This window comes from Streptomyces sp. NPDC005931 (assembly GCF_042871235.1).
In the GTDB taxonomy this organism is placed as follows: domain Bacteria; phylum Actinomycetota; class Actinomycetes; order Streptomycetales; family Streptomycetaceae; genus Streptomyces.
This window is the reverse complement of the sequence record NZ_JBIAIG010000001.1, coordinates 817,191-832,826: the sequence shown is the minus strand read 5'-3', so window position 1 is coordinate 832,826 and position 15,636 is coordinate 817,191. Positions and strand designations below refer to the sequence as shown.

Sequence of the window (15,636 nt, the reverse complement as noted above, 5' to 3'; positions counted from 1 at the left end):
CCCCGCCGAGCGGGACGAACACCGCACGGGCCTCCCGTGTGACGCAAGGGGCTATAGCTCAGTTGGTAGAGCGCCTGCATGGCATGCAGGAGGTCAGGAGTTCAATTCTCCTTAGCTCCACGTGACGAAGATCCCGTCCTCCGCAGGAGGCGGGATTTTTTCGTCGTCTTCCCTTGAGAAGTCCGGCTCCGGCGGGCGTATACCTCTACGGGACGCCGGGCCGTGTCCCGACCGGTACCACGGCGTCGCTGACCGTGTCGGCCCGGTCGTGGCAGAATCAAACGGCCGGAAGGGGGCGCGGCCCGACGGGAGGGAGTTGCGATGCCTGCGAGCATCCACGAGGAGGTCGATCGCCTCCTCGGAGCGGCGTTGACACCACGGACCTCGACTCGGCTCGCCTGCCCTTCCTGCGGTTCCGCGCACGTCGCCCAGGTCCTCGGCGACAACGGCGGGATCTCCTACGTGTGCACGGCCTGCGGCCACAGCTGGAGCTGATCGATGGGTGCACACAGGCGGAAGTGCGACTGGTGCGGCAGCGGGACGCCGATCGTCCGGGACATGGAACCGATCAATCCGGACTACCAGTACTGGTGCGAGGAGTGCGCGCGGGCGCTGATCATAAAGGGCGACCCCATCGAGACGTACCGCGAACTCGAGGGTGAGCCGATCTATGGCCGGCTGCTGGAGGAGCACTGCACGCTCAAACGCTTCTATTCGTTCGTGACGGCGTGAGGTCATTTCGGGCAGAAGCGAGCGAAGCGAAACCGATTTGGTGTTGGCCCGGGTGGACCGTGTAAAGTTGGCGTCGCCGCCGGGGAAACCCGGAGGGCGGCACCACAAGGGGCTATAGCTCAGTTGGTAGAGCGCCTGCATGGCATGCAGGAGGTCAGGAGTTCAATTCTCCTTAGCTCCACAGAAGTAGAGGGCGGATCATCCGAACGGATGGTCCGCCCTCTGCGGTTGGCGGTCCGCGTCAGCGGCCCAGGGCGCGCCGTCCCCGGCCCTGGGACAGCACTGGCAGGTTGCGCGACGGGGCCTTCGCCTGGGCCTCCTCCTCGATGCGCAGCGCCAGCGCCGGGCAGCGGCGCACCGCGCGCAGTGCCTTGGCCTCGGCGTACCGCGGCACCTGCGCCTGGGCCACGGTCGGGAAGCCGTCGGCGCCCAGCTGGAACACCTCCGGGAGGATGTCCGCGCACAGGCCGTGGCCGCGGCACAGCGTCCAGTCGACGTAGATCTTCTGGCGGCTGGGCCCGTTCTCCTCCTCGGACTGGCCGCCCGGGATGCCCGTGGGGGCCCTGCCTGCCGCGAAGAGGGGCAGCACGCCCGCCACGGGCCGGCCGCAGCCGTTGCCGAGGACATGCGCCGCGAGGTCGTCGGTGAACGCCTTGATGGTCGACTCCAGGAACATCGCGGAGCCGTCGGGGTGCGAGCACGCGCCGCGCCGCTTCACGTTCTTGGTGACCTGCTTGAGGGCCTCCAGGGCGGCCGGGCCGCCCCCGTTGAGGATGTCCTCCAGGCCCCGCGCGGCGGCCGGCAGGCCCAGGTAGCAGGGGCCGCACTGGCCCGCGCTCTCCTCGGCCAGCCACTGCGCCACCCTGAGCGACTCGCCCAGCGGGCAGGTGTCCTGACTGATCGGCAGGATCGCCCCCGCGCCGAGCGAACCGCCCACGGCGTCCAGGGAGTTGCGCGAGACGATCGCCTCGTTGACGGTTGCCGCGTCGATCCACTTGCCGTGGTAACCCCCCGTCAGCACGCCCTGCGGCACCGGTGGCGCACCGGCGAGCTGGAGGACGTAGCGCAACGGCACGCCGGTCGGGACCTCGATCACCATCGGGCGGGCCACCGCCCCGGACACCGTGAGCATCACGGTGCCCGGCTCGTCGTACAGCCCGGTGTTGCCGTAGCGGTCCGGGCCGATGCGGGCGGCGATGGCCAGCTGGGCGAACGTCTCGGCATTGGACAGCAGCGTCGGAGCGCCGCCGACGCCGCTCTTCGAGGCGCTGATCTTGCGGCCCGGCGGAATCGCCGGACCCCCGTCGATCGAGCGGATCAGGGACGCGGCGGCACCGGTGACCATCCGCACCGGGTTGCGCTGCACGCGGGCGCGCAGCGCCGACCGGCGTCCGTTGCTCAGGCCGCGTTCGGCGAGCGCGGCCTCCATCGAGCGCTGGGTGGACTCCCGGGTGACCCCCACCACGAGCGTGCGGGCGCCGAGGGCCTCGGCGCACAGCAGGGCGCCGTCCAGGATGAGGTGCGGGGCGCGGTTGATCAGCACCGTGTCCTTGCGGCAGGCCGGTTCGTCCTCGCTGCCGTTGACGACGACGACCGGCCGGACGCCGCGCTTGATCGCCGATTCGGCGACCGAGCGCAGCTTCTTGTGGAAGGGGAAGCCCGCGCCGCCGCGGCCCCTGAGGTTGATGCGGTCGGCGAGCTGCGCGAGCTGCTCACCGCCCATGGGTTCCAAGGGCCCGTGCACCTTGAGGTGCATGGGCAGATCGAGCCGGTCGACAAGGTCGAAGCCCGACGTGAGCTGAGGAAGTCCGACGACGCGGACTTCGGGAACGTCGGGCAGGGCCTCGTTCACTTAAAGCCTCCGGAAGGCGTGTTCCAAGGTTCGCCCGAACCCGGTGCGTCGAAGTCGTAGGACGCACCGGGCAGTGTTTCAGTGGCGGGACCGCTGTTGTACGTGTCACTCGGGTTGTACGTGCCGTAGAGGCCGTTCGTCTCAACGGTGTCGTATACATCACTCGAGCCGTAGCCGGAAGCGTGCGAATTGTCATAGGCCGGGATGGTGTATCCCGTGTCGTTGAGCGGGTCGTAGGCGGACGGCGGGGCCTCGCCGACCGGCGGCGGGGAGGGGATCGGCCAGTTGCCCGAGGTGCTGGACGGGCCGTCCACCCGATCGTCGCCCAAGCTCGGCATGCTCTGGGTGGGCTGCATGTCCGGCGGCAGCTCCATGCGGGCGGTCGGATCGGCGCCGACGGGCGGCTGCGCGGGACGGGAGGGCGTCGAGACCGCGCGGTAGGCGGCGGCGAAGCCGTTCGCGGGCTCCGGCGCGGGGCGCTCGGCGCTCTGGAACAGCGGCCCGGAGGGCTTGGCGCGCGAGCGGGACCCGCGCCGGCCCCCGGAACCGGGGAAGGGTGACTCGGCCTCTCCCGCGCGGCCTTCCGCCGCGCGGAACCGGCTCTCGGCCAGTTCCTCGCGGTCCGGCTGCACGGCGGTGCCGAGGAGCGCGGCGACGCGGTCGGCGACCCTGCGTTTGACCGGGCGGGGGGAGGCCCGCAGCACGAGGGCCGCCAGCACGCCGAGCACGGACAGGCCGTAGAGGATGGTGAAGATCGGCTTGGCCGCTCGACCCGCGTAGAGGCCGTGCACGAGCGCGGCGCACCAGGCGGGATAGGCCAGCATGTGCATGGCGCGCCAGCGGGCCGCGACGGGCGCCGGGGAGGCGAAGCGGTTGCGCAGGACGCCGGTGATGCCCACGAAGACCATGAGCAGCGCGGCCGTGGTCCCCAGGCCGACGAGGAAGGCCCGGCCCGTGACGGCCTCGTCGTCCGTGAGGGCCAGGCCGAAGGGGATCACCGCGGCGATCCACGTGGTGTGGTCCAGCGCCAGCTTGATGACGATGTGGACCAGCAGGAAGGCGATCGAGGCGACGGCGGTCGTCCGGTGCACCGCCTGCGCCAGGATCCGCTGGCGGGGGCCGAGCAGGACCCGGTCCTGAGCCACGAGCCCCCAGATCACCGAGCAGGTGAGGCAGACGAGCGACAGGACGCCCACACCGAAGTTGAGGAACTCCGCGAACCAGTCGTCCGCCGTGCTGTCGTCCGGCCTCACGACCTACCTCCCCCCGTCACGGCGAAGAGCGGGCAGAGCGGAGCGGCAGCCGACCTGACCCGCGCGGGGGGTGGGCTGCTGTGTGGACGAGAGTTCATGGGGGCAACTCCGAACGTTCGGGAAAGCGGTCCCGCTGCCGCACTCTAAGCGCCGTCATACCGATGAGTACGAGGTTTGAGTTATTGCGCTGTTATCAAAAGACAATGTGGTCGTTGTGATGCCCCTTAGAGGTCGTTACGCGAAGTAACTTTTGACCGAGGTTCAGGACTGCCCGCGGGCCGACGGCAGCCGCGCCGGCCGCGGAGGCCCCCGGTGAGCGCGTCGCGACCGGCTCGGGGCCTGCGGTACCCTTGCGCCATGCGTGCCGTACGCCTTCTGCTTAGCGAGCCGCGCTGATCAGTCCCGACCGCCGGGTGACCGACAGGTGACCGGCAGATCGGAATCGGCGCGGCGTCCCCTCCTGTGCGAGGGGATTTTTCATTTCTTGGAAGTCGCAGTCGCAGGCAGAGACGATCGATGGAGCTTTGAGGATCATGAGCGAGACGAACCCCGCGGCCGCCACTGGCACGTCGGTGGATGCCGCGCCGCACCGCTACACGGCCGCCATGGCCGCCGAGATCGAGGCACGCTGGCAGGACTTCTGGGACGCCGAGGGCACCTACGCCGCCCCCAACCCGAGCGGCGACCTGGCGGGCGACCCGGAGACGGCCGCCAAGCCCAAGAAGTTCATCATGGACATGTTCCCGTACCCCTCCGGTGCGGGACTGCACGTCGGCCACCCCCTCGGCTACATCGCCACCGACGTCTTCGCGCGCTTCCAGCGCATGACCGGGCACAACGTCCTGCACACCCTGGGCTTCGACGCCTTCGGCCTGCCCGCCGAGCAGTACGCCGTGCAGACCGGCACGCACCCGCGCGTGTCCACCGAGGCCAACATGGAGAACATGAGGGCCCAGCTGCGCCGGCTGGGCCTGGGCCACGACAAGCGCCGGTCGTTCGCCACGATCGACCCGGACTACTACAAGTGGACCCAGTGGATCTTCCTCCAGATCTTCAACTCCTGGTACGACGACGAGGCGAACCGGGCGCGCCCGATCTCCGAGCTGATCGCCCGGTTCGAGTCCGGTGAGCGCGCCGTACCCGGCGGTCGCGCCTGGAGCGAGCTGAGCGAGGCCGAGCGCGCCGACGTCCTGGGCGAGTACCGCCTGGCCTACGCCTCCGACGCGCCCGTCAACTGGTGCCCCGGCCTGGGCACCGTGCTGGCCAACGAGGAGGTCACCGCCGAGGGTCGCTCCGAGCGCGGCAACTTCCCCGTGTTCAAGGCCAAGCTGCGCCAGTGGAACATGCGCATCACGGCCTACGCCGACCGGCTGCTGGAGGACCTGGACGCCCTGGACTGGCCCGAGGCCATCAAGCTCCAGCAGCGCAACTGGATCGGCCGCTCCGAGGGCGCCCGGGTCGACTTCCCGATCGACGGCGAGCACATCACCGTCTTCACCACCCGCCCCGACACCCTGTTCGGTGCGACCTACATGGTGCTGGCCCCCGAGCACCCGCTCGTGGAGAAGTTCACCCCCGACGCCTGGCCCGAGGGCACCCACGAGGTGTGGACCGGCGGTCACGCCACCCCCACCGAGGCCGTCGCCGCCTACCGCGCGCAGGCCGCGTCCAAGTCCGACGTCGAGCGGCAGGCCGAGGCCAAGGACAAGACCGGCGTCTTCGTCGGCGCGTACGCCACCAACCCGGTCAACGGCGAGAGGGTCCCAATCTTCATCGCCGACTACGTCCTGATGGGTTACGGCACCGGCGCCATCATGGCCGTCCCGGCGCACGACAGCCGCGACTTCGCGTTCGCCCGCGCCTTCGAACTGCCGATCGTCTGCGTGGTCGAGCCGACCGACAGCCGCGGCACCGACACCGCCGCCTGGGACGACGCCTTCACCTCGTACGACGCGACGCTCGTGAACTCCACCGGCGCGGACGTCTCCCTGGACGGTTTGGGCGTGGCCGAGGCCAAGGCGCGCATCACCGAGTGGCTGGAGGGCAAGGGCTACGGCGAGGGCACCGTCAACTTCCGCCTGCGCGACTGGCTGTTCAGCCGTCAGCGCTACTGGGGCGAGCCCTTCCCGATCGTCTACGACGAGGACGGCGTCGCCCACGCCCTGCCCGAGTCGATGCTGCCGCTGGAACTGCCCGAGGTCGAGGACTACTCCCCGCGCACCTTCGACCCGGACGACGCCGACACCCAGCCCGAGACGCCGCTGTCGCGCAACGAGGAATGGGTCCACGTCACCCTGGACCTGGGCGACGGCCGCGGTCCGCGCACGTTCCGCCGCGAGACCAACACCATGCCCAACTGGGCCGGTTCCTGCTGGTACGAGCTGCGCTACCTGGACCCGCGCAACAGCGACCGGCTGGTCGACCCGGCCGTCGAGCAGTACTGGATGGGCCCGCGCGAGGGCATGCCGCACGGAGGCGTCGACCTGTACGTCGGCGGCGCCGAGCACGCCGTGCTGCACCTGCTGTACGCGCGCTTCTGGTCCAAGGTGCTGTACGACCTGGAGCACGTCTCCTCCGCGGAGCCGTTCCACAAGCTGTTCAACCAGGGCATGATCCAGGCCTACGTCTACCGCGACAGCCGTGGCATCGCGGTGCCGGCCGCCGAGGTGGAGGAGCGCGACGGCGCCTACTACTACCAGGGCGAGAAGGTCTCCCGGCTGCTGGGCAAGATGGGCAAGTCCCTGAAGAACGCCGTCACCCCGGACGAGATCTGCGCCGAGTACGGCGCCGACACCCTGCGCCTGTACGAGATGGCCATGGGCCCGCTGGACGTGTCGCGGCCGTGGGACACCCGCGCGGTGGTCGGTCAGTTCCGCCTGCTGCAGCGGCTGTGGCGCAACATCGTCGACGAGACGACCGGCGAGGTGACCGTCGTCGACGTCGAGGACGCCGACATCGACGAGGACACGCTGCGCGCCCTGCACAAGGCGATCGACGGCGTGCGCGGCGACCTGGAGGGCATGCGCTTCAACACCGCCATCGCCAAGATCACCGAGCTGAACAACCACCTGACCAAGCAGCAGGGCGCGGTCCCGCGCTCCGTCGCCGAGTCACTGGTGCTCATGGTCGCCCCGCTGGCCCCGCACATCGCCGAGGAACTGTGGCGCCGCCTGGGCCACGACGACTCGGTGGTCCACCGGGACTTCCCGGTCGCCGACCCGGCGTACGTGGTCGACGAGACGGTGACCTGCGTCGTGCAGATCAAGGGCAAGGTCAAGGCGCGGCTGGAGGTGTCGCCGTCGATCTCCGAGGACGAGCTGGAGAAGGTCGCCCTGGCCGACGAGAAGGTCGTCGCCGCGTTGGACGGGGCCGGGATCCGCAAGGTGATCGTGCGGGCGCCGAAGCTGGTGAACATCGTTCCGGCGTAGGTGCGGGTTCGGGGTATCCCCCTACGGGCAGGTTCGGGGTCCATCCGGAACTCCGGACCTGCCCCTTGCGTTTACCGTTGAGGAGGGACGCGGTGGCCGCCGCGTCCGGTGCGAGGAGGAGCGCAGTGGAAGCAGTGATCGCAGTGATGGCCCTGCTCTTCGTGCTCCTGCTCGTGCTCGGCGCCTACGCCACGGTGAAGGCCGTCGGAGCCGCCAAGCGCACCGCGGACCGTCACCTCACCCAGGCCCGCCGCACGGTCGAGGACCACACCCTGAAGGTCAAGTCCTTCGCCCAGCCCGGACCGGCCGGTGAGATCGCCCAACTGCGGCTCAAGCTGCGCACGTCGATGCGCGCCACCCAGGACGCGCTGCACGCCGCCGTCGCCGAGGACGAGTCCCTGAAGGAGTCCCTCGGCCTCTTCGAGCGCCTCAGCGCGCACGGACACGAACTGGACGCCGAGCTCAGGCGCCTGGAGTCCGAACCGGACCGCGCCACCCTCGCCGAGCGGCTGCCCGCACTGCGCGAGCGCACCGAGCGCATCACCGCCTCGGCGGAGTCCCTGCGCTGGGCGGCCCGGGACCGTGCCCGCCACTTCGCCGACGACGACCTGGACACCCTCAGCGCCCAGATCGACATGGAGGCCGGGGCGCTGCGCCACTGGACGACCACCGAGCAGCGGCCCACGCCGCCGCCCTGGCCCGAAGCCCCCGCCGCCGACACCCCGGCGGCCGGGCAGGCACGGCCGCAGACCCCCGGGCCGGCGCCGGAGCGGGAGCCCGAGCGACCCGCCATCACCCCGCCCGCACCGCGCCCCACCTACCCCTGGCAGAAGAAGCCCCGCCCCGAGAGCACCACTTGATCAGGTCACTGCCGCGCCCGGCGCGCGGGCCCGGGCTGCCGCGAGGGCGCTACGCCAGGTAACCTCCAGCTCATGTCCCGCCATGTCGCGATCGTCACCGATTCAACGGCCTACCTGCCGGCCCGGACGATGGAGCGGCACGGCATCACGGCGGTACCCCTGACCGTGGTCCTCGGCGACCGCGCGCTGGCAGAGGGCACCGAGATCTCCACCCGCTCCCTGGCCCAGGCTTTGCAGAAGCGGCGCTCGGTCACGACCTCCCGGCCGAGCCCCGAGGTCTTCGCCGAGACGTACCGCAAGGTCGCCGAGTCCGGCGCCGGCGGCATCGTGTCCCTCCACCTCTCCGCCGAACTCTCCGGCACCTATGACGCGGCGGTCGTCGCCGCCCGGCGGGCACCCGTGCCGGTGCGGGTGGTGGACACCGGGATGATCGCGATGGCGCTCGGCTTCTGCGCGCTCACCGCGGCGGAGACGGCCGAGGCGGGCGGCACGGTGGACGAGGCCGTCACCGCCGCCGAGAAGCGGGCGGCGGGCACGTCCGCCTACTTCTACGTGGACACGCTCGACTATCTGCGCCGCGGTGGCCGCATTGGTGCCGCCCAGGCCCTGGTGGGCTCGGCTCTCGCCGTGAAGCCGCTGCTGCAGCTGGCGGGCGGCCGGATCGAACCCCTGGAGAAGGTGCGCACGGCCACGAAGGCGATCGCACGCCTGGAGGAGATCGCGGCGGAACGGGCGGGAGGCGGCGAGGTCGACATCGCCGTCCACCATCTCGCTGCCCCCGACCGCGCGTCGGCCCTCGCGGACCGGCTGCGGCGCAGGGTGCCCGGACTGGCGGACCTGCATGTCAGTGAGGTCGGAGCGGTGATCGGGGCGCACACGGGGCCCGGGCTGCTGGGGGTCGTGGTCTCCGGACGGTGAGGGTGTTCGTGGGTGCGTCGGGTGCGTCGGGTGCGTCGGGTGCGTCGAGGACCGTTCGCGTTCGCGTTCGGGGCGGCGGCGACCCCTCGTGCGGGTGACGGAGTTGTCCACAACCGGGCGGTAGTCCCCGGGAATCGCACAAGATCATCGCTGATGCGGCGCGGTGCCCGATCCTCGTCGCATGGCACTTCGATCACGTTCAGGCACAGCGACGGCGACCAGCGGCCCGGGCCGTGCGCCCGCGTCCGACAGCCGGGTCCGCCACCGCCGCCCGACCCGCTCACGGGGCCGGCACCGTGACCGTCATGCCTCCGCGGAGGAATTGCGGCGGCGGGCGGGGGTGCTGTTCGGGGACGGCGGCGCCGGCGGGCGTGGGGACGCCGGGCGGGTGCCGGGCCGGGCCGCAAACGGCACGACGGGACGGGCTGTCCGTGCGGAGACGCCGGCACCCGGTGGCGACGAGCGTGCCGCTGACGGGGAGTCGACGTCGGAGGCGGAGGAACTGCCCCAGCCGGTGGGCGCGACGGCTTCCGAGGGCCGCCGTGGGGTGCGCCTTCGGCTCGCGCTGCGGGAGCGGCTGCCGCTGTGGGTGCAGGCGCGGTGCGGGCTGGAACGGCGGAGCGTGGTCGCGCTGTCGGTGGTCCTCGTGGCCGCCGTGGGCTTCGCCGTGCAGCACTTCTGGGCGGGACGGACCCAGCCGGTACGGGAACCGGAGGTGGCGCGGGAGGCAGCGCCCTTCGCCGTGCCCGGGGAGGGCGGGCCCGGTGAGGGGGAGAGCCCGCCCCTGCCGGCCGCCGGTGCGGTGGCGGCCACCGGCTCGGCGGCCCCGGAGATCGTGGTCGACGTCAGCGGCAAGGTGCGTGACCCGGGGGTGCACCGGCTGCCGGCCGGATCCCGGGTGGAGGACGCGCTGCGGGCGGCGGGCGGAGTGCGCCCCGGGACCAGGACCGACGGTTTGAACCGGGCCCGCTTCCTCGTGGACGGCGAGCAGGTGGTCGTCGGTGGCCCGGCACCGCCGACGGGAGCAGGCGGGACCCCTCCCGGCGGCGCGACGGCAGCGGCCGGTACGGCGGGTGCGGCAGGGCCCGCGGCACCGGTGTCCCTCAACACCGCCACGCTGGACCAGCTCGACACCCTGCCCGGGGTCGGTCCCGTGCTGGCCCGGCACATCGTCGACTACCGCACCCGGCACGGCGGTTTCCGCTCGGTGGACGAACTGCGCGAGGTCAACGGGATCGGCGACCGCCGCTTCGCGGACCTGCGGAACCTCGTACGGCCATGAGGAGCGGGCCGGATGTCGCGCCGCGGAGGGCGGAAGCACCCGCGGAGCCGGTCGCCCGGCAGCCCGTCCACGCCCGTTCGGGGAACCGGCTCGGCGCCGCTCATCCGCGGCAGGAGGGTCCGGCGGACCTCCGCCTCGTGCCGCCCGCGCTGGCGGCCTGGGCGACGGCAGTTGTGATGCTGTACGCCTCGCCCGGCTGGGTGGCGGCCGCCGTGACCGTGACCCTGTCGGTGGCGGGCTTCCTGCTCGTGGCGCCCGGCCTTCGGGCGGGTCGGGGACGCGCCAACGGTTCTGCCTGGTCGGCAACTTCCGTTGCCGCCGTACTGCTGTGCGTCGCCGCCGCCGCCGCGTCGGCGGGCCTGCACGGGGCCGACCTGCGACGCGGTCCGGTACCGGCACTGGCCCGGGCGTACGCCACGGTGACCGCGGAGGTGGAGATCACCTCCGATCCCCGGCTCACCCGGCCCGGGACCGGCGGCGACCACGTGGCCCCCACGGCCGTACTGATCGAGGCCGAGGTGCGGCGCATCGCGAGCGCGGCCGGGGTGGGGGAGGCGACGACCCGCACGCCGGTGCTGGTGATCGTCGACGCGCGCTCGGCCCGGCCGACGGCCCCCGGCGTGCGGGGCCACTCGCCTTGGCTCGGACTGCTGCCCTCCACCCGGTTGCGGGTCGAGGCGAGGCTCGCGCCGCCGAGGGCGGGCGCCGACCGGTTCGCGGCGGTGCTGCGGGTCCGGGGCCGGGCGGCACCGGAGGTCGTCGGGAGGCCGTCGGCGCCGCAGCGGCTGGCGGGGCGCCTGCGGGCCGGGCTGCGGGAAGCGACCGACGGCCTGCCGGCGGACGCCCGGGCCCTGCTGCCCGGGCTGGTCGTGGGGGACACCTCGCGGATCACCCCGGACCTGGACGAGGCGTTCAGGGAGACGGACCTCACGCACACGCTGGCCGTGTCCGGTGCCAACTTCACCATCCTGCTCGCGCTGCTCCTCGGCCCGCCGGGTCTGGCACAGCGCGTGGAGCGTCGCGGGCTCGCACCCCGCCTCGGCATCCCGTTGCGGGCCACCGCGGTGCTCGGCGGGGCGCTCTCGCTGGGGTTCGTCGTGGTGTGCCGGCCGGATCCGAGCGTGCTGCGGGCGGCGGCCTGCGGCTCCGTCGCGCTCCTCGCGCTCGCCACCGGCCGCCGCAGATCCCTGATCCCGGCCCTGGCGACGGCCGTCCTGCTGCTGGTGCTTTACGACCCGTGGCTCGCCCGCAGTTACGGGTTCCTGCTCTCCGTGCTGGCCACCGGGGCACTGCTCACGCTCGCGCCGCGCTGGAGCATGGGGCTGCGCCGGCGCGGGGTGCCGCCACGGCTCGCGGAGGCGCTGGCCGCGGCCGGTGCCGCGCAGGCGTTGTGCGCGCCGGTGGTCGCCGTGCTGTCGGCGCGGGTGAGTCTGGTCGCGGTGCCGTGCAATCTCCTCGCGGAGTGCGCGCTGGCGCCGGCCACGGTGCTGGGTTTCCTGGCCATGGCCGCGGCGCCGTGGGCGATGCCGGTGGCCGAGACGCTGGCGTGGTGCGCGGGTTGGCCCGCGCAGTGGATCGCGCGGGTCGCCCGCACCGGGGCGGCGTTGCCCGGCGCGGGAGTGGACTGGCCCGGCAGCTGGACCGGGGCGGCCCTGCTCGCCGCCGCCACCCCGCTCGCGCTGCTGGTCGGTCGGCGACTGTTGCGGCACCCCTGGTGGTGTGGTGTCTGCGCGATGCTGCTGGTGCTCCTCGTGGTGCAGCCGCCGCCGCTCAACCGGGTCATCACGGGCTGGCCGCCGCCGGGCTGGCGGATGGTGATGTGCGACGTGGGTCAGGGCGACGCGATGGTGCTCGCGGCGGGTGGGTCCACCGGCGTGGTGGTGGACACCGGCCCCGATCCCGCCCGCGTCGACCGCTGCCTGCGCTCCCTCGGCGTCACCAGGGTCCCGCTCGTGATCCTGACCCACTTCCACGCCGACCATGTGGCCGGCCTGCCCGGTGTCCTGCGGGGGCGCTCGGTGGGCGCGATCGAGACGACGGGCTTCGAGGAGCCCGCCGATCAGGTGGAGTTCGTCCGCCGACTCGCCGCGGCCCGGGACATCCCGGTACGGCATGCCGTCACCGGAGAGCGGCGACGCCTGGGGCCACTGTCCTGGGACGTGGTGTGGCCACCGCCGAGCCCTCCACCGGGCGCCTCCACCGCCCCGGGCGCGCCGGTACTCCCACCGTTCGTGTCGTCCCCCGAGCCGGAAGGCCCGAACGACGCGAGCGTGGCCATGCTGGTCCGGACGGCGGGCCTGCGCCTGCTCCTCCTCGGGGACCTGGAACCCCCGGCCCAGCGGGCCCTGTCGACCTCACCGGCGGCTGCCACCCTGGCGGACGTGGACGTCCTCAAGGTCGCCCACCACGGCTCGGCGTACCAGGACCCGGACCTCATACGCCGGGTGTCGCCCCGGCTGGCGCTCATCTCCTGCGGCGCGGACAACAGGTACGGCCACCCCGCTCCCGGCACGGTCGCCGCGCTGCGTTCCGGCGGCGCGGCGGTGCTGCGGACGGACCGTGACGGGGCGCTGGCGGTGGTCGTCGGGGGCGGGGAGGGGAGAGGGGAGTTGAGGGTGGCGCGGGGCTGAGGAAAGCGGTCGGTCCGCGCGGCGCTCCTCTGCCGAGCCCGGCGGCACGGGAGCGCGCCGCTGCAGTCACGACCGCGTCCCTCACCCACCGGTCCGCTCGCCGGTGGCCCGTGAGAGCCCGCACCTTCGCGGACCGCGCATCGTGGGGCGCGCGACACTGACGGCATGACTGCAACGCGGATCGAAGCCTATTTGCGCCGACTGGGCGTCGAGCAGCCGGCCTGGCCCACCGTGGACGTACTGCGCGAGCTGCACCTGCGCCATCTGCGGGCCGTGCCGTTCGAGAACCTCTCCCTCCACCTCGGCGAGGAGATCGTCCTGGAGGAGAAGCGGCTGCTGGACAAGGTGACCGTGGCACGGCGGGGCGGATTCTGCTACGAACTCAACGGCGCCTTCGGGGCGTTGCTGACCGCGCTCGGCTACGACGTCACCCTGCTCGCGGCGCGGGTGTACGGGGACGGGGGCCGGCTCGGGATCCCGTACGACCATCTCGCGCTGCGGGTGCGGACGGTGGACGGCGGCGACTGGCTGGCCGATGTGGGCTTCGGGGCGCACTGCCATCTGCCCCTGGCGCTCGGGGACCGGGGTGAACAGCCCGATGCCGGGGGGACGTTCCGGATCGTCGAGGCGGGCCCCGACGCGGCGGGGGTGCGCGGCGGGTACGACACGGTGGAGGCTGCGGATCTCGACGTGAGCCGGGACGGGGTGCCGGTGTACCGGCTCGAGGTACGGCCGCGGGTGCTCGGCGACTTCGCGGTCGGCGCGTGGTGGCACAGCACCTCCCCGGCCTCGCACTTCACCCGCTCGCTGGTGTGCTCGCGGGTCACCGAGGACGGCGGGAGGATCACGCTCAGCGGTCGCCGGTACACCGTCACGGCGCCGGACGGGACGCGGGACGAGCGGGAGCTGGGGGCCGACGAGGAGGTGCTCGCGGTGTACCGGGACCGGTTCGGGATCGAGCTGGACACGGTGCCGGTCGTGCGGGGTCCGGGACAGCGGGGCTGACCCGGGCACCGGGGCGAGGCGGTCGGCCGGTTGGCGGACAATGGCGCACGTGAGCGATGTGCGACATGTGCTGGTGCTGCCCGACCGCGACGCCGCCGAGGAGGTGGTGGAGGCGCTCGCCGAGCGGTTCGGCGTGGAGGAGGAGCCCCGGCTGGTGCGGGACGCCCTGGCCGGTGAGGACGACGCGGAGGACGCGCAGTGGCTCGTCGTCCTGCGGGACGAGGAGGACCGGCTGGACCCGGCGGAGCTGGACGAGTTCGCGGCCCGGTGGGAGGGCTGGCGGGAGGAGCCGTAGGGCCGCTGCAGCTTCCGCACCGCTGTCCCCTCCGGCGGCGGCCTGCGCCGGCTGCAGGACCCACTACGGCCGACCACGGCGAGGACGGGTGAGCACGGGCGGCGCAGGTCAAGGCGTGGCCGGGTGCCAGGGCGCGTCAGCCCGGGTGGGCAGCGCGTCGGCGGCCAGCCGCAGCGCGTACGAGGGTTGTGCGGTGCCGGGGACGGGGCCGAGATAGGCGTGGCCGGTCATGTGGCACCAGGCGGGCAGGTCGAGCGGGGCGGCCGGGTCGGTGGCGATCACGTGCACGACGGTGCCCGGAGCGGCGCCGTCGATCTGCTTGCGCAGGCGGAGCAGGAGGGTGACGCAGAGCAGGCCGGTGCCGTCGACCATGATGTCCGGTGGGGGGAGCGCGGTCATCGCGGCAGGGTCTGGGTGACGCGCCACAGGCGGCGGGGCAGGTCGCCCTCCTCGAAGGCGTGTACCTCGTTCAGGGTCCAGCCGTCGGCGAGGGCGTCGACGAGAGCGCGGTCGAAGAAGTGCACCGCGAAGCCGCCGTGCTCCCAGATGTCGTCGCCGTGCGCGGTGCCGGCGCCGTAATGGGCGTCGCCGGTGTGCCGGACGGTGTAGACGAGGGTGCCGCCGGGCCGCAGGACGCGGCGGATCTCGCCGATCACCGCTTGGATCTCCTGCGTGGACAGGGCCATGCACAGCAGCATGTGCGCGAAAACCGCGTCCACCGCGGCTTCCCCCAGGGGCAGCGGGCCGCGTACATCGTGCACCACAGTGGTGACCCGCCCGGCCACGCCCTGGGACCGGGCTGCGTCGCGCAGCTGCTCCAGGCCGATGGGGCTGAAGTCGGTGGCCTGGACGGTGAATCCCTCGCGGGCGAAGTACAGGGCGTCGCGGCCGTGCCCGGCGCCGAGTTCCAGCACGTCCCGGGCCCCGGCCCTGCGGAACACGTCGGCCGCGTGGACGGCGGGGGCGGAGGGCTGCTCGCCGTACATACCGGGGTGGGCGGTGTAGATGTCCTGCCAGTGCCGCCGCTGGATCTCGGCCAGCTCCCGCTCGTCCGCCACAGTCTTCGACCTTCCGTTCGTGTCCGGGGGCAGCCTACGCCGAGGCAGATCACCTCCTTGTCGTCAGACCACTTCGCGACTCCGCCGTGCTCCTGCTCGGCCCGGTCCTCAACGACACCCCCGGCTGATTCCGGGCCGACCCGTCGCCGCCTTCGTCATCGCCGCCGTCGCGGTCAAGGATGGCCGCGAAGCCCGGCGGGGCAAGGACTGTTCCGCACCCGCCGCCGCGACGGTCCCGGCCCGCCGTCGCGACGGTCCCGCCCGGCCGTCGTCGGGGCGGATGCCTGCGGCTGCCGCCCGGCTGCGAGTGCTGCGACCGACGT

13 protein-coding genes and 2 tRNA genes are annotated in these 15,636 nt (G+C 72.9%); 11 read left to right on the top strand and 4 right to left on the bottom strand.

Going from position 1 to position 15,636, the window contains the following annotated elements; genetic code table 11:
- The first annotated feature begins 47 nt into the window (after nt 1–47).
- From ACFYOV_RS03810 to ACFYOV_RS03795, 4 genes are all read left to right on the top strand, one after another.
- A tRNA-Ala gene (locus ACFYOV_RS03810) sits at nt 48–120 on the top strand.
- A gap of 201 nt (nt 121–321) precedes the next feature.
- Complete coding sequence (locus tag ACFYOV_RS03805; RefSeq protein WP_389082356.1) at nt 322–495, top strand: hypothetical protein; 174 nt, start codon at nt 322–324, stop codon at nt 493–495.
- Between the two features lie 3 nt (nt 496–498).
- Nucleotides 499–732: a hypothetical protein gene (locus ACFYOV_RS03800; protein ID WP_006136074.1), complete on the top strand. Its 234-nt coding sequence runs from the start codon at nt 499–501 to the stop codon at nt 730–732.
- Between the two features lie 108 nt (nt 733–840).
- Nucleotides 841–913, top strand: a tRNA-Ala gene (locus ACFYOV_RS03795).
- A gap of 60 nt (nt 914–973) precedes the next feature.
- Here the strand turns inward: ACFYOV_RS03795 and ACFYOV_RS03790 are convergent.
- Nucleotides 974–2,584, bottom strand: a complete 1,611-nt coding sequence (locus ACFYOV_RS03790; RefSeq protein ID WP_389082353.1) for an NADH-ubiquinone oxidoreductase-F iron-sulfur binding region domain-containing protein — start codon at nt 2,582–2,584, stop codon at nt 974–976.
- Nucleotides 2,581–3,837, bottom strand: a complete 1,257-nt coding sequence (locus ACFYOV_RS03785) for a cytochrome b/b6 domain-containing protein (RefSeq protein WP_389082351.1) — start codon at nt 3,835–3,837, stop codon at nt 2,581–2,583. Before ACFYOV_RS03785 ends, ACFYOV_RS03790 begins: the two co-directional genes overlap by 4 nt.
- A 533-nt stretch (nt 3,838–4,370) precedes the next feature.
- On the opposite strand from ACFYOV_RS03785, the gene leuS reads away from it, so the two are divergent.
- From leuS to ACFYOV_RS03750, 7 genes are all read left to right on the top strand, one after another.
- Complete coding sequence (gene leuS / locus ACFYOV_RS03780) at nt 4,371–7,265, top strand: leucine--tRNA ligase (RefSeq protein WP_389082348.1); 2,895 nt, start codon at nt 4,371–4,373, stop codon at nt 7,263–7,265.
- Between the two features lie 125 nt (nt 7,266–7,390).
- Nucleotides 7,391–8,125, top strand: a complete 735-nt coding sequence (locus tag ACFYOV_RS03775) for a hypothetical protein (protein WP_389082345.1) — start codon at nt 7,391–7,393, stop codon at nt 8,123–8,125.
- Between the two features lie 72 nt (nt 8,126–8,197).
- Entirely contained in the window at nt 8,198–9,043 is an 846-nt protein-coding gene (locus ACFYOV_RS03770; RefSeq protein WP_389082343.1) for a DegV family protein, read from the top strand.
- A 181-nt stretch (nt 9,044–9,224) separates the two neighbouring features.
- A complete protein-coding gene (locus ACFYOV_RS03765; RefSeq protein WP_389082340.1) occupies nt 9,225–10,325 on the top strand; it encodes a helix-hairpin-helix domain-containing protein in 1,101 nt (366 codons plus the stop codon).
- Complete coding sequence (locus ACFYOV_RS03760) at nt 10,322–12,955, top strand: ComEC/Rec2 family competence protein (protein ID WP_389082338.1); 2,634 nt, start codon at nt 10,322–10,324, stop codon at nt 12,953–12,955. The genes ACFYOV_RS03765 and ACFYOV_RS03760 overlap by 4 nt, the downstream gene beginning before the upstream one ends.
- A gap of 165 nt (nt 12,956–13,120) precedes the next feature.
- Nucleotides 13,121–13,960, top strand: coding sequence for an arylamine N-acetyltransferase (locus ACFYOV_RS03755; RefSeq protein WP_389082335.1), 840 nt, complete (start codon nt 13,121–13,123; stop codon nt 13,958–13,960).
- A 49-nt stretch (nt 13,961–14,009) separates the two neighbouring features.
- Nucleotides 14,010–14,255: a hypothetical protein gene (locus ACFYOV_RS03750; protein ID WP_389082333.1), complete on the top strand. Its 246-nt coding sequence runs from the start codon at nt 14,010–14,012 to the stop codon at nt 14,253–14,255.
- Nucleotides 14,256–14,363: 108 nt separating this feature from the next.
- Here ACFYOV_RS03750 and ACFYOV_RS03745 read toward each other — a convergent pair whose 3' ends face one another.
- Entirely contained in the window at nt 14,364–14,654 is a 291-nt protein-coding gene (locus ACFYOV_RS03745; protein WP_389082331.1) for a sulfurtransferase TusA family protein, read from the bottom strand.
- Nucleotides 14,651–15,313 carry a class I SAM-dependent methyltransferase gene (locus ACFYOV_RS03740; protein ID WP_389082328.1) on the bottom strand — a complete coding sequence of 221 codons (663 nt, stop codon included), beginning with the start codon at nt 15,311–15,313 and terminating at the stop codon, nt 14,651–14,653. The genes ACFYOV_RS03745 and ACFYOV_RS03740 overlap by 4 nt, the downstream gene beginning before the upstream one ends.
- Nucleotides 15,314–15,636 lie beyond the last annotated feature (323 nt).

Bases quoted from the DNA above. Each gene is read 5' to 3' on its own strand.
- ACFYOV_RS03755 (WP_389082335.1), top strand. From the start codon at position 13,121: ATGACTGCAACGCGGATCGAAGCCTATTTGCGCCGACTGGGCGTCGAG.
- leuS (WP_389082348.1), top strand. From the start codon at position 4,371: ATGAGCGAGACGAACCCCGCGGCCGCCACTGGCACGTCGGTGGATGCC.
- ACFYOV_RS03770 (WP_389082343.1), top strand. From the start codon at position 8,198: ATGTCCCGCCATGTCGCGATCGTCACCGATTCAACGGCCTACCTGCCG.
- ACFYOV_RS03760 (WP_389082338.1), top strand. From the start codon at position 10,322: ATGAGGAGCGGGCCGGATGTCGCGCCGCGGAGGGCGGAAGCACCCGCG.
- ACFYOV_RS03805 (WP_389082356.1), top strand. From the start codon at position 322: ATGCCTGCGAGCATCCACGAGGAGGTCGATCGCCTCCTCGGAGCGGCG.
- ACFYOV_RS03800 (WP_006136074.1), top strand. From the start codon at position 499: ATGGGTGCACACAGGCGGAAGTGCGACTGGTGCGGCAGCGGGACGCCG.
- ACFYOV_RS03765 (WP_389082340.1), top strand. From the start codon at position 9,225: ATGGCACTTCGATCACGTTCAGGCACAGCGACGGCGACCAGCGGCCCG.
- ACFYOV_RS03745 (WP_389082331.1), bottom strand. From the start codon at position 14,654: ATGACCGCGCTCCCCCCACCGGACATCATGGTCGACGGCACCGGCCTG.